The organism is Streptococcus sp. CF8_St5-17 (genome assembly GCF_024295665.1).
Taxonomy (GTDB): Bacteria; Bacillota; Bacilli; order Lactobacillales; family Streptococcaceae; genus Streptococcus.
In genome coordinates, this window is the sequence record NZ_JANCOU010000003.1 from 90609 (window position 1) to 104168 (window position 13560).

Consider the following 13560-nt stretch of genomic DNA (forward strand, 5'->3'; position numbering starts at 1 on the left):
TTTGCAGAGTTCTATAGGATATAATAAAAACCTTAAAGAAATCTAAAACGAGGAATATGAGTCAAAGGCGTTAGGGGAAAAAGATGGAAGAGATAAATAATCGATATAAGTTAATTTCAAGTGTTAGCTAATTTTTTATACTGCTAAATAAGCTGGATTTGCGATTCAGTCTTTCTTTCCATCCAAGCCCAAAAGAACATTTCTCGACTTTCAAATTCCCCCAAAAATGGTATAATAGTAACATCATAAAATTGGAGAAATAGCATGAGTTTTTACAATCATAAAGAAATCGAGCCTAAGTGGCAAAAATACTGGGCTGACAATCACACTTTTAAAACAGGAACAGATGCCTCAAAACCTAAGTTTTACGCATTGGACATGTTCCCTTACCCATCTGGAGCGGGTCTTCACGTAGGACACCCAGAAGGCTACACAGCAACTGATATCCTCAGCCGTTTCAAACGTGCCAAAGGTTACAATGTCCTTCACCCAATGGGATGGGATGCCTTTGGTTTGCCTGCTGAGCAATACGCTATGGATACTGGTAATGACCCAGCAGAATTCACAGCGGAAAACATTGCCAACTTCAAACGCCAAATCAATGCGCTTGGATTCTCTTACGACTGGGATCGTGAAGTCAATACTACAGATCCGAACTACTACAAGTGGACGCAATGGATCTTCACTAAGCTTTACGAAAAAGGTTTGGCTTATGAAGCTGAAGTGCCAGTAAACTGGGTTGAGGAACTAGGAACAGCTATCGCCAACGAAGAAGTCCTTCCTGATGGAACATCTGAGCGTGGTGGCTATCCAGTTGTCCGCAAACCAATGCGCCAATGGATGCTCAAAATCACTGCCTATGCGGAGCGCTTGCTCAATGACTTGGATGACCTTGACTGGTCAGAGTCTATCAAGGACATGCAACGCAACTGGATTGGGAAATCAACTGGTGCCAATGTCACCTTCAAAGTGAAAGGGACAGACAAGGAATTCACAGTTTTTACCACTCGTCCTGACACCCTTTTTGGTGCGACCTTCACTGTCTTGGCTCCTGAGCATGACTTGGTAGATGCCATCACAAGTCCTGAACAAGCTGAGGCTGTAGCGGACTACAAACACCAAGCCAGCCTCAAATCAGACTTGGCTCGTACTGACCTTGCCAAGGAAAAAACAGGGGTTTGGACTGGTGCTTATGCCATCAATCCTGTAAACGGCAAAGAAATTCCAATCTGGATTGCCGACTATGTTCTTTCTAGCTATGGAACAGGTGCTGTTATGGCTGTACCTGCCCACGACCAACGTGACTGGGAATTTGCTAACCAATTCGGCCTTCCAATCGTAGAAGTACTTGAAGGTGGAAATGTTGAAGAAGCTGCATACACAGAAGATGGCCTTCACGTCAACTCTGACTTCTTGAACGGTCTCAACAAAGAAGAAGCGATTGCTAAAATCGTGGCTTGGCTAGAAGAAAAAGGCTTTGGTCAAGAAAAGGTTACCTACCGTCTCCGCGACTGGCTCTTTAGCCGTCAACGTTACTGGGGTGAGCCAATCCCAATCATTCATTGGGAAGATGGAACTTCAACAGCCGTTCCAGAAAGTGAATTGCCACTTGTCTTGCCAGTAACCAAGGATATCCGTCCTTCAGGTACTGGTGAAAGCCCATTGGCTAACTTGACAGATTGGCTTGAAGTGACTCGTGAGGATGGTGTCAAAGGTCGTCGTGAGACGAATACGATGCCACAATGGGCAGGTTCAAGCTGGTACTACCTCCGCTATATCGATCCACACAACACAGAGAAATTGGCTGACGAGGACCTTCTCAAACAATGGTTGCCAGTCGATATCTACGTGGGTGGTGCAGAACATGCTGTGCTTCACTTGCTTTACGCTCGTTTCTGGCACAAATTCCTCTATGACCTTGGTGTTGTACCGACTAAGGAGCCATTCCAAAAACTCTTTAACCAAGGAATGATCTTAGGAACAAGCTACCGTGACCACCGTGGTGCTCTTGTGGCAACTGACAAGGTTGAAAAACGTGACGCTTCCTTCTTCCATGTGGAAACAGGCGAAGAGTTGGAGCAAGCACCAGCCAAGATGTCTAAATCCCTCAAGAACGTGGTTAACCCAGACGATGTGGTGGAACAATACGGTGCTGATACCCTTCGTGTCTATGAAATGTTCATGGGACCACTAGATGCTTCTATCGCTTGGTCAGAAGAAGGTTTGGAAGGAAGCCGTAAATTCCTTGACCGTGTTTACCGTTTGATTACAAGTAAAGAAATCGTTGCGGAAAACAATGGCGCTCTTGACAAGGTTTATAACGAAACCGTTAAGGCTGTCACTGAGCAAATCGAGTCGATGAAATTCAACACAGCCATTGCTCAGCTCATGGTCTTTGTCAATGCGGCGAATAAGGAAGACAAACTCTATGTAGACTACGCCAAAGGCTTTATCCAATTGATTGCCCCATTTGCCCCTCACTTGGCAGAAGAACTCTGGCAAACAGTCGCAGCAACAGGCGAGTCTATCTCTTATGTAGCTTGGCCAACATGGGACGAAAGCAAATTGGTTGAAGACGAAATCGAAATTGTCGTTCAAATCAAAGGAAAAGTTCGTGCTAAACTCATGGTTGCGAAGGATCTTTCACGCGAAGAATTGCAAGAAGTCGCTCTAGCTGACGAAAAAGTCAAAGCAGAGATTGATGGCAAAGAAATCGTGAAAGTAATTAGTGTACCTAACAAGCTTGTAAATATCGTAACGAAATAAATTTAAAAGTCCTTCAGAGCTAAGTTCTGGAGGATTTTTTGTAGATTCCCTGTGAGATGTGATATACTATTCACATCTTTAAACTTATAAGAGTGAGACAAGGAGAAAGCTATGCCAGTAAATGAATATGGTCAGATGATTGGTGAATCTGTAGACGATACACCTGGAGTTTTGCCTTCACTTGTACGGATAGAGGGGCAGTATACGATTATTGAAGTTCTGTCAGTAGAAAAGCATGCGGAGGATTTGCTGGCTGTTTATGGTCCAGAATCACCTCGAGAGATGTGGACCTATCTCTTTCAACCACCAGTAGAGAATCTCGAAGAATTAATCGTAGCTTTGAAGCAGATGCTTGAGCGTAAGGATTGCTTCTATTATGCGATTATCGATAAAGCAACTGGAAAGGCGCTGGGAACATTTTCTCTCATGCGTATTGACCAAGCCAATCGCACCATTGAAGTTGGCGCGGTGACCTTTTCTCCGGCTCTCAAACAGACCAGGATGGGAACAGAAGCCCACTATTTGCTAGCTCGTTATGTCTTTGAAGAGCTTAACTATCGCCGCTATGAGTGGAAGTGTGATGCTCTCAATCTTCCATCTAGAAAAGCAGCAGAACGTTTGGGATTTGTCTATGAAGGAACCTTCCGCCAAGCTGTTATCTATAAAGGTTGCACCAGAGATACGGATTGGTTGTCCATGATTGATAAGGACTGGCCTCAAGTCAAAGCTTGCTTGGAAGCGTGGTTAAAATCTGAGAATTTTGATGAAGAAGGCCATCAGTTGAAATCTCTTAGAGATTGCTAGAAAGGTTTGCTATGATTAAGATTACAAAAGAAAGATCTGTTTCAATTGATGACGTTTTACATCTCTATCAGGCAGTTGGTTGGACAAACTATACCAATCAGCCACAGATGTTGGAGCAGGCCTTGTCTCATTCGCTAGCGACTTATCTTGCCCGTGATGGTGAGAAAATCGTTGGTTTAGTGCGTTTGGTTGGAGACGGATTTTCATCCGTTTTTGTCCAGGATTTGATTGTTTTGCCTAGCTATCAGCGCCAAGGGATTGGAAGTTCTATGATGAAAGAAGCCTTAGCTGACTATAAGGGTGCCTACCAAGTACAACTAGCGACTGAACAGACAGAAAAAACCTTGGGGTTTTACCGTTCTCTGGGGTTTGAAACCTTATCTACTTACGATTGTACAGGAATGATTTGGGTGGATCGAAAAAAATTAAAATAATTTTTTTATCTTAAGTTAATTTTAAGTCTTCTTCTGTATCATGTAATCATTAAGTAAAGACCTCCTAACTTTATTTAATAGAAATCCTAAACTTTTCTTTTTCATAATAATCTCCCTAAAGAAGTCACCAAATTCGGTGGCTTTTTTTATGTTCACCTGTAGAAATTTTAAAATAAAATTGACCACATAATCATCCATTTCGACCACATAACACCAAACTATATTTTTTCTTTTTCCTTTTTGTTAAACTGAGGGTGTGAAAAGGAGGAAAGAAATATGATTTTACAAGCAAAAGACCTCACTAAGAAGTATGGAGACCATATAGCAGTTAGAAATATAAATTTAGAGTTTAAAAAAGGGAGTTTTAATGCAATCTTAGGCCCTAATGGGGCTGGCAAATCGACCACGATTTCAATGTTAATCGGACTTAAACGAGCTACTAATGGTCAAATCATCTATGCGCCCAATACTAGGATTGGAGTTGTTTTTCAAGCAAGTGTATTGGATGAAAAGTTGACAGTCAAAGAAAACCTAACCATTCGAGCCCAGCAGTATAAGGGGATTAAAGGTGGTCGTGTGGAAGATTTAATCAATCAACTAGGGTTGACTGCTTTTCAGAAACAACTTTATGGAACTTTATCAGGAGGACAGAAACGTCGAGCTGACATTGCTCGGGCTCTCCTATCCAATCCCGATATTTTATTTCTAGATGAGCCTACGACTGGACTAGATATTCAGACTCGCAAATCCATTTGGGATTTATTGTATCGTCTACAAAGAGATGAAGGGATGACTATTATCTTAACGACTCATTATCTGGATGAAGCAGATGAGGCAGATCAACTTTATATTATAGATCATGGAAAGGTTATTGCCCAAGGTTCTGCTACTGAGATTAAAAGTGAGTACGCTTCCAATCTTTTAAAAATTTGTTTTAAAGATAAGCAGGTGGAGAAATTCTTACCTAAGAATATGCCTGTGGAAAAGGAAAATGAGTTTGAGTATAGTCTTTATCCTAAGAGCCAATTGGAAGCTATTGATTATTTGACCCAAGTTCGTGAGAAGATTGCTGGCTTTGAATTTCGTCCAGGAACTATGGATGATGCCTTCATAGCCCTTACAGGAAGAGAGGTGCGCTAATGTTAGCCTTATTAAAACGTGATTTTTTGTTGTATTTACGTAATCGTTCAGGAGTCTTTTTCTCATTACTAGGAGCTTTGATTTCCTTTCTACTCTATATCATTTTTTTGCAGAAAAATTTGATGGATGCCTGGTCCCAACTTCCTGATAATAAGAGTCTATTAAATAACTGGCTGATGGGTGGAACTTTGGCTGTGACTGGGATTACAACCAGTTTTACAGCTTTGACCCAGGTGGTACAAGACCGTGAAAATCAAGTGGATCAGGATCTCTTTTTGACAGACTTAGGGAGCTGGGGCTTGCAACTGTCTTATCTTATTAGTAGCCTTATCATTTCCTTTGTTATGCAAGCCTTTATGCTTATTGTTATGAGCCTTTATTTTCAAGAAATTCCAGCTATGAGTAAGCTATTTGAAATAAGTTTAATCATGCTACTAAGTAGTCTCCTTTCAACATTGGTAAATGCACTCTTGATTTACCATTTCCAGTCAGTAGATAGTCTGGGTAAATTGGCTACAATTGTAGGTACAGCTTCAGGATTTTTAGTAGGAACTTATGTACCAATGGGAATTCTTCCTAACTTCGCTCAAGTTCTCATGAAGTGCACACCGGCTACCTATCTTGCTTCTCTCTATAGACAGGTCTTAATGAAGGAGCAATTAGAAACTACATTTATGGGGAATAGTAGCTTATTAGAAGAGTTTCAAGAAAAATTAGGAATCCGGCTTAATTGGCAGAACCTTTTAACAAAGGAAGAAACATACTTAATAGTGGTGAGTATCTGCCTCCTAACTTTTCTGCTTTGGCTAGTAGTAGTTAAAATCTCTAGCAAAAAAATAAAATTTATAGGTTAAGTTAACTTTAAGTCTTCTACTGTATCATGTAATCATTAAGTAAAGACCTCCTAATACTCTTCGAAAATCTTAGCATCCTTCGTTAGAGTCGACTTAGCTAACTTTAGTTATGCTTGCGTCGCTCTGCCTAGCCTGATTTCGATTTTCATTGAGTAACCTTTATTTAATAAAAAATCCTAAACTTTTCTTTTTCATAATAATCTCCCTAAAGAAGCCACCAAATTCGGTGGCTTTTTTGTTTGAAAAAAATTCTCCCTAGTGAGTCACTAAGGAGACATGTAGTTAGGATTCTTTTTTAAGTTGTTGGTTTCGATACTGTCTAGGAGTTAGCTGGAAGTGTTGTTTGAATTGTCGATTGAAATTTGAGAGGTTGGTAAAACCGACCTGGCTTGCTATTTCTTGAACACTTTGATTGGTCTGAACGAGCTTTTCGCAAGCTTTTTCCAGGCGCAATCGTATGAGATATTCCATACAACTTGTCCCGGTGTGTTGTTTGAAAATATTCATAAAGTGATTTTTGCTGTATCCAAATGTAGCAGCGAGCTGGTCAATTTGAATGGGTTCTGCATAGTGTTGCTCAAGATAGCTAATCATTTCTTTTAATTTCTGATATTTTTGATAGGTATCATCTGTATAGTGTCGATTGACATACCTGTACCTAAAGAGAAGATAGAGAAATTCATAGAGTTTTGCCTTTAAAAGGAGATCATAATAAATACTCTGCTCTTCAAGGATAGAAAAAAGAGATAAAAGACAATCGCGAATCGGTTCATAAGCATGATCATCTGGAGAAATCCGAGGAGTGAGATAAAAATGCCCAGAGTATATAGGTTGAATATAGCGTTGGCTAAAGCTGTCAATTTGACTTCTACCTAAGAAATCTAAATGAATATGAAAAACTGTTGAAATTTGTTCTTGATTTTCAATAGGGTAGATAGCGTGAGGAGAAGTTGGCTGAATTAGAAAAATATCGCCTTCATGACTTTCAAAGCGCTCAGAGTTGATATAGAAGGTAGCAGTTCCTTTTTTGACATAGACAATCTCGAGTTCAGGATGCCAATGATAAATGGTATTAGAAGATTGCTTAGATAAGATTTGTTTTTCAAAATCATAGGGAAAATCAGATGGGTTATCTCGTAAAAGTCTTGACTGCTGAACCATGATAAAACCTCCCAATAAGCTATTTCTAGTTTTATTATACCAAAAAAAGGGCGGGGCAAAAAATCCCGACCCTGCCTTAAATTAGTAATGAGTATTTGATGAGAAGTTTTTCTCTAACCTTTCTTCTTCATGTAAAGGAGATTGAGAAGAAGCCCAACAACTGCGAGAGCGATAGCAACGTAGAATGCGGCACTGTAATTTCCATTGTTAGCTGCTGCCATTTGAACCGCAACTTTAGGTGCAAAAAATGCAGCTAAAGAATAACCTGTGAAGACGATGCCGTAGTTGACTCCCTGATTAGCAGGTCCGTAGTTCTCCATGACAATAGATGGGAAGACACCCATAACACCGCCGAAGCAGATGCCAAGACCGATGATTCCTAGAGTAAAGCCAAATTGTCCAGGGATGATTGTTAAGGAGAAAAGTGCCAATACGATGACTGAATAGATAATTAATAGAGTCTGAGAACGACCAATTTTATCAGAGAGTGATCCCCAGATAAAGCGTCCGCTAGAGTTTGCGATTGAATAGAGAGAGACATAGAGAGCTGCTGTACCAGCAGAGAGTCCAAACATTGATTGACCAATTGGGGATGCTTGAGAGGCAATCATCAAACCAGAGAAGGCACCGACAAAGAACATGCTGATAATGATGTAGAATAAAGGACCCTGTAGCATTTCTTTCCAGTTTTTATTGGCAGGTCCTTGTTTAGTTTGTACGGGAGCTTTCCAACCTGCTGGTTGGTAGCCACTTGGGGCTGCCTTGATGAAGAAAATGGCAGCGATAATCACAACAATATAGACAAGTCCAATGGTTCGAAAAGCAAAGAAGGCATCTTGTTTTTGAATGAGACTACTTGCAACTGGTGACGCAATAACTGCGGCAAATCCCATACCTCCTGTTAGAATCCCAGAAGCTAAACCACGTTTATCTGGGAAGAGGCGAAGAGAATTTGAGAGGGCTCCTGAATAAGCAAATCCTTGACCAAGACCTGCCATCAAACCATAGGTAAGATAGAGCATGGCTGGTGAACTAGCATAACCAGTTAGGAAAAAGCCACTAGCAAATAGAAGGGCACCAAGTGCAATTGTCCATTTCACATATCCCTTGTCTACCAGGTAACCTCCAAGAATCATCGGAATCGGTCCGATAGCTGAGTTAATAGCAAATGCGAGCATAATCTCGGACATAGACCAACCTGTTGAGGAGCTTAAAGGTCCAGCAAAAACTGAAAAGGAATAGACAGCACCTGTACAGAGAAGAATAGCAGTTGACGCAGCTAGAACTTGCCAACGATTGAATGTCTCTTTCATAAGAAGACCCTCCTTTAACTTAATACATTTTTCACAAAGACTATAACATAGTTAAAAATGAGGGTCAATACTTTCTAAGAAAATATTGTTAATTTTTTCACTAAGTTATACTAAGATAAGATAAACTGATAGAATAACACAATGTTTTAGTGTCATGAATGTCGAAGATAATTTAAAGTAGTATAATGAAAGTGAATAAAACAAAAAAGGGGGTAGCAAGATGAAATTAGTTGCTATCGTTGGAACAAACTCTGACCGCTCAACCAATCGGAAACTTTTGAAATTTATGCAAAAGCATTTTTCAGATAAAGCCGACATTGAGGTGTTGGAAATCAAACACTTGCCAGCATTTAACGAACCTGAGGACAAGCTAGCGCCTGCCGAAGTTCAAGCTTTTTCAGAAAAAATCCTTGCTGCAGATGGTGTGATTATCTCAACACCTGAATATGACCATACGATACCAGCACCTTTGGCTTCAGCCTTGGAATGGATTGCCTATACTAGTCGCGCTTTGATCAACAAACCAACGATGATTGTCGGAGCTTCTCTTGGATTGCTTGGAACATCTAGAGCCCAAGCGCACTTGCGTCAGATTCTTGATGCGCCTGAGTTAAAAGCAAGAGTCATGCCAGGGACAGAATTTTTCCTAGGTCATTCTGAACAGGTGTTGGACGATGACTATAATTTGAACAATCCTGAAAAAGTCGCAGAGTTGGAAGAACATTTTGCAGAATTCCAAAATTTTGTTGAACTAACAAAGGCTTTAGTCAAACCAGAAGATACAAATCGTAAGAAATCTTTCATCTGGGAAGAATGGTTGAAAGCATAAGTATTTCAAGAAAGGAGAACAATCCATGAAATTAGTAGCTATTGTTGGTACCAATGCCAAACAATCCTATAATCGCAGTTTGTTGCAATTTATGAAAAAACATTTTGCGTCAAAAGCCGATATTGAGATTTTAGAAATTACCGATGTACCGATGTTCAATGAAACCGATGATCAAACAGATACACCTGTTATTCAGAAGTTTAACAAAGCGATTTCGGAAGCTGATGGTGTCATTATCGCGACACCTGAGCATAATCATACAATCCCATCAAGTTTAAATAGTTTGCTCGAATGGTTGTCTTTTAACATTCATCCACTAGATGGGAAACCAACCATGATTGTAGGGGCTTCCTATGATGTTCAAGGATCTTCGCGTGCCCAACTTCATCTTCGTCAGATTCTTGATGCACCCGGGGTAAATGCAACAGTTATGCCAGGAAGTGAATTTTTACTTGGTCGAGCTCATCGAGCATTTGATGCAAATGGAGATTTGATTAATGAGCGAACTGTTGATTTCTTAGATAGCTGTTTCTATCGTTTCCTTCGCTTTGTATCTGTTGCAAACCAACTAAACCTTCCTGAAGAAATCCGATTTGAACCAGGAACTTATCATGTTACAACTGAAGGTCACAATGGTAAGTTACCGATGGACGTCACCGTTTCTGAAGACCGTATTGAAAAAATTGAAATCGATTCTTCTGGAGAATCTTCAGGTATTGCAGATGTTGTATTTACCCGTATTCCAGCGGAAATCATTGAGGGGCAAACCTTAAATGTTGATGCGGTGTCAGGAGCTTCTGTGACTTCAAATGGTGTCTTGGATGGAGTTGCGCGTGCGGTCAAACAAGCTGGTGCAAATCCAGATGTTTTACGCAAACGTTCCAAAGCTCCATCTGCCTTGGATAAAGAAGATAAAACTTATCAGGCAGACGTTGTCATCGTCGGAGGTGGAGGAGCTGGTTTAGCTGCAGCTGCTGCAGTTTTACAAGCTGGTAAAAAGCCAATTATCGTAGAGAAATTCCCAGCAATTGGAGGAAATACGGTTCGTGCAGGTGGTCCAATGAATGCACCAGATCCAGCATGGCAAGGGACCTTCGCAGCTCATCCAGGTGAGGCACATACGCTTCAAGAATTGATTGCGACAGATGAATCAACGATTGACCCAGAATATTTAGAGGACTTTAGAGCCTTGAAGGTTGAGGTTGAGAAGTATTTGCAAGATCCAAGCTATTTGTTTGATTCTACCTTACTTTACCGTATCCAAACCTATATCGGTGGAAAACGAAAAGATTTACAAGGACATGAAATTCATGGCCAATATGATTTGGTTTCTGTATTGACTGAACGTGCCCTAGAATCTGTTCGCTGGTTGGAAGACATCGGTGTTGAATTTGTTCGTAGTGAAGTCACAATGCCAGTTGGAGCCCTTTGGCGTCGTGGTCATAAGCCGGTTCAACCAATGGGTTATGCTTTTATCTCGGTTCTACAAAAATATGTTCTAGAAAATGGAGGCACGATTTTGACGGACTCTCCAGTCAAAGAATTGCTTGTAGAAGAAGGGGCTGTCAAGGGTGTCAGAGCAGAAGGCCGAAACGGTCAAACCATCATCGTTCATGCAGATGCCGTCGTTCTAGCTTCTGGAGGATTTGGTGCCAATACCAAGATGTTACAAAAATACAATACCTACTGGACTGAAATTGCGGATGATATTGCCACATCTAATACACCAGCCGTAACAGGGGATGGAATCGTCTTGGGTCAAAGTGTAGGTGCTGACCTAGTGGGTATGGGCTTTAGCCAAATGATGCCAGTATCCGATCCAGTGACAGGTGCTCTCTTCTCAGGACTTCAAGTTCCTCCAGCTAACTTTATCATGGTAAATACTGAAGGGAAGCGATTTGTGGATGAGTACGGTAGCCGAGATAAGTTATCTCAAGCAGCGATTGATAATGGAGGTTTGTTCTACTTGATCGCGGATGACCGCATCAAGGCAACAGCCTACAATACTAGCCAAGAAAAAATCGATGCCCAAGTCAAAGCAGGCACTCTCTACCGTGCAGATACGATAGAAGAATTGGCAGTTCAGATTGGTATGGATCCACAAGTTTTAGCGGATACAATCAAGAAGTACAACTCTTATGTTGATGCAGGATTTGACCCTGAATTTAACAAGGGTAGTTTCGATCTCAAGTGTGAGGTTGCACCGTTCTACGCAACACCAAGGAAACCCGCTGTTCACCATACAATGGGTGGACTCAAGATTGATACTTCAACACATGTTTTAAATGAAAAAGGTCAGATTATCCCTGGTTTGTATGCTGCTGGAGAAGTTGCAGGAGGACTTCATGCAGGTAACCGTCTAGGAGGAAATTCACTTACGGATATCTTTACGTTTGGACGTATTGCAGGTCAAACAGCTGTTCAAGAAAATTGTTAATAATGGATTTAAAATCTTAAGCTAATTTTAAGTATTGTCTTATATCATATAGTTATTAAGTAAAGACCTCCTAACTTTATTTAATAGAAATCCTAAACTTTTCTTTTTCATAATAATCTCCCTAAAGAAGCCACCAAATTCGGTGGCTTTTTTGTTTGTCTACTAGATTTTTGCTATAATAGGAACATGAGTAGAATTTTAGATAATGAAATCATGGGTGATGAGGAGTTGGTAGAGCGTACCCTCCGTCCCCAATATTTACGTGAATATATCGGTCAAGACAAGGTCAAGGATCAGCTTCAAATCTTTATCGAGGCGGCTAAAATGCGTGATGAAGCGCTGGACCATGTTCTTTTGTTTGGCCCTCCAGGTCTCGGGAAAACAACCATGGCTTTTGTTATTGCCAATGAACTGGGAGTCAATCTCAAACAAACGTCTGGTCCCGTTATCGAAAAAGCCGGTGATCTGGTAGCGATTTTGAATGACTTGGAGCCAGGAGATGTTCTTTTCATTGATGAGATTCATCGCTTGCCCATGTCGGTAGAAGAGGTGCTATATAGTGCCATGGAAGACTTCTACATTGACATCATGATTGGTGCGGGAGAAGCTAGCCGTAGTGTCCATCTAGACTTGCCACCTTTTACCTTGATTGGTGCGACGACACGAGCTGGGATGCTTTCAAATCCACTTCGTGCACGTTTTGGGATCACTGGTCACATGGAATACTATACCCATGATGACTTGACAGAGATTGTCGAGCGGACGGCAGATATTTTTGAGATGGAAATCACTCATGAAGCAGCTTTGGAGTTAGCTTTACGTAGCCGTGGGACTCCTCGTATCGCCAATCGTCTTCTCAAGCGCGTGCGCGACTTTGCGCAGATTATGGGCGATGGCTTGATTGATGATGTGATTACGGATAAGGCTTTGACTATGCTGGATGTAGACCATGAAGGTTTGGACTATGTGGACCAGAAAATTCTCCGCACCATGATTGAAATGTACGGTGGCGGTCCTGTCGGTCTAGGTACTCTTTCGGTTAATATCGCTGAAGAGCGTGAGACGGTAGAAGATATGTATGAACCTTACCTGATCCAGAAAGGCTTTATCATGCGAACTCGTTCAGGACGGGTCGCGACAGCCAAGGCTTATGAACATTTAGGGTATGAATATATTGAAAAATAAGGCTGAAATCGTAGAATCTTTTAGAGAAAATCCTGATATAATGGCTATTCTGACCATCATCCGTGACTTGGAGTTGAAAGATTCCTGGTTGGCGGCTGGATCGGTCCGAAATTTTATCTGGAATCTCTTGTCAGATAAGCCAGCCTTTGACCGTGAAACAGATGTGGACGTGATTTTCTTTGACCCAGATGTGAGTTACGAAGAAACGCTAGCTCTAGAAAACAAGTTGAGAGAGGACTTTCCTCAGTATCAATGGGAATTGAAAAATCAAGTCTATATGCATCAGCATAGTCCCCACACGCCTCCGTATAGAAATTCCTGCGATGCCATGAGTAAATATCCTGAACGTTGTACGGCAGTAGGACTTCGCTTGCATGCTGGCGCAACTTTAGAGCTCTTTGCGCCTTATGGTTTGGAGGATATTTTGAACTTTCAAGTTCGTCCAACTCCTCATTTTTTAGAAAATCAAGACCGAATGAAGCTCTATCAACAGCGTTTATCCAAGAAAAACTGGCGAGAAAAATGGAAAAATCTCACAATTAAAAATACTTAAGGAAACTTTAAGATAGGAGCTGTATACTTACCTCATAAGTTAAGAAGAACTTAACTTATACTCCTAAAACTTTTTCATAATAAT

Annotated in this window: 11 protein-coding genes; 9 read left to right on the forward strand and 2 right to left on the reverse strand. The window is 41.0% G+C overall.

Translation table 11 applies throughout. The annotated features are described in order from the left end of the window. Positions 1-264: 264 nt before the first annotated feature. From leuS to NMM19_RS03900, 5 genes are all read left to right on the forward strand, one after another. The gene (leuS, locus tag NMM19_RS03880) at positions 265-2766 is read left to right on the forward strand and encodes a leucine--tRNA ligase (protein WP_254730037.1); all 2502 of its coding nucleotides are present in this window, start codon (positions 265-267) and stop codon (positions 2764-2766) included. Positions 2767-2877: 111 nt separating this feature from the next. Further along, the gene (locus NMM19_RS03885; protein ID WP_254730039.1) at positions 2878-3570 is read left to right on the forward strand and encodes a GNAT family N-acetyltransferase; all 693 of its coding nucleotides are present in this window, start codon (positions 2878-2880) and stop codon (positions 3568-3570) included. Positions 3571-3581: 11 nt separating this feature from the next. Further along, positions 3582-4004: a GNAT family N-acetyltransferase gene (locus tag NMM19_RS03890; protein WP_254730041.1), complete on the forward strand. Its 423-nt coding sequence runs from the start codon at positions 3582-3584 to the stop codon at positions 4002-4004. A 276-nt stretch (positions 4005-4280) separates the two neighbouring features. Next, on the forward strand, positions 4281-5144 hold the full coding sequence (locus tag NMM19_RS03895; protein ID WP_254730043.1) for an ABC transporter ATP-binding protein: 864 nt from the start codon (positions 4281-4283) through the stop codon (positions 5142-5144). Then, positions 5144-5998 (forward strand): ABC transporter permease, encoded by an 855-nt coding sequence (locus tag NMM19_RS03900; RefSeq protein ID WP_254730045.1) that lies wholly within the window; start codon positions 5144-5146, stop codon positions 5996-5998. The genes NMM19_RS03895 and NMM19_RS03900 overlap by 1 nt, the downstream gene beginning before the upstream one ends. A 282-nt stretch (positions 5999-6280) precedes the next feature. Here the strand turns inward: NMM19_RS03900 and NMM19_RS03905 are convergent, their stop codons facing one another. Together NMM19_RS03905 and NMM19_RS03910 are read right to left on the reverse strand one after the other, a co-directional pair. Further along, the gene (locus tag NMM19_RS03905; protein ID WP_254730047.1) at positions 6281-7159 is read right to left on the reverse strand and encodes an AraC family transcriptional regulator; all 879 of its coding nucleotides are present in this window, start codon (positions 7157-7159) and stop codon (positions 6281-6283) included. Positions 7160-7272: 113 nt separating this feature from the next. Further along, a complete protein-coding gene (locus NMM19_RS03910; protein WP_254730049.1) occupies positions 7273-8472 on the reverse strand; it encodes an OFA family MFS transporter in 1200 nt (399 codons plus the stop codon). Between the two features lie 220 nt (positions 8473-8692). On the opposite strand from NMM19_RS03910, the gene NMM19_RS03915 reads away from it, so the two are divergent. The 4 genes from NMM19_RS03915 to NMM19_RS03930 all read left to right on the forward strand — a co-directional run bounded on the left by NMM19_RS03915 (position 8693) and on the right by NMM19_RS03930 (position 13476). Then, the gene (locus NMM19_RS03915; protein ID WP_254730051.1) at positions 8693-9301 is read left to right on the forward strand and encodes an NADPH-dependent FMN reductase; all 609 of its coding nucleotides are present in this window, start codon (positions 8693-8695) and stop codon (positions 9299-9301) included. 25 nt (positions 9302-9326) lie between these two features. Further along, on the forward strand, positions 9327-11738 hold the full coding sequence (locus NMM19_RS03920; RefSeq protein ID WP_254730053.1) for a flavocytochrome c: 2412 nt from the start codon (positions 9327-9329) through the stop codon (positions 11736-11738). Between the two features lie 186 nt (positions 11739-11924). Next, positions 11925-12923 (forward strand): Holliday junction branch migration DNA helicase RuvB, encoded by a 999-nt coding sequence (gene ruvB, locus NMM19_RS03925; RefSeq protein WP_302851378.1) that lies wholly within the window; start codon positions 11925-11927, stop codon positions 12921-12923. Continuing rightward, positions 12904-13476 (forward strand): nucleotidyltransferase family protein, encoded by a 573-nt coding sequence (locus NMM19_RS03930; protein ID WP_178894507.1) that lies wholly within the window; start codon positions 12904-12906, stop codon positions 13474-13476. Before ruvB ends, NMM19_RS03930 begins: the two co-directional genes overlap by 20 nt. Positions 13477-13560 lie beyond the last annotated feature (84 nt).

Coding starts and splice junctions, on each gene's coding strand:
- NMM19_RS03905 (WP_254730047.1), bottom strand. CDS start 7,159: ATGGTTCAGCAGTCAAGACTTTTACGAGATAACCCATCTGATTTTCCC.
- NMM19_RS03915 (WP_254730051.1), top strand. CDS start 8,693: ATGAAATTAGTTGCTATCGTTGGAACAAACTCTGACCGCTCAACCAAT.
- NMM19_RS03920 (WP_254730053.1), top strand. CDS start 9,327: ATGAAATTAGTAGCTATTGTTGGTACCAATGCCAAACAATCCTATAAT.
- NMM19_RS03890 (WP_254730041.1), top strand. CDS start 3,582: ATGATTAAGATTACAAAAGAAAGATCTGTTTCAATTGATGACGTTTTA.
- NMM19_RS03930 (WP_178894507.1), top strand. CDS start 12,904: ATGAATATATTGAAAAATAAGGCTGAAATCGTAGAATCTTTTAGAGAA.
- NMM19_RS03895 (WP_254730043.1), top strand. CDS start 4,281: ATGATTTTACAAGCAAAAGACCTCACTAAGAAGTATGGAGACCATATA.
- ruvB (WP_302851378.1), top strand. CDS start 11,925: ATGAGTAGAATTTTAGATAATGAAATCATGGGTGATGAGGAGTTGGTA.
- NMM19_RS03885 (WP_254730039.1), top strand. CDS start 2,878: ATGCCAGTAAATGAATATGGTCAGATGATTGGTGAATCTGTAGACGAT.
- leuS (WP_254730037.1), top strand. CDS start 265: ATGAGTTTTTACAATCATAAAGAAATCGAGCCTAAGTGGCAAAAATAC.
- NMM19_RS03900 (WP_254730045.1), top strand. CDS start 5,144: ATGTTAGCCTTATTAAAACGTGATTTTTTGTTGTATTTACGTAATCGT.
- NMM19_RS03910 (WP_254730049.1), bottom strand. CDS start 8,472: ATGAAAGAGACATTCAATCGTTGGCAAGTTCTAGCTGCGTCAACTGCT.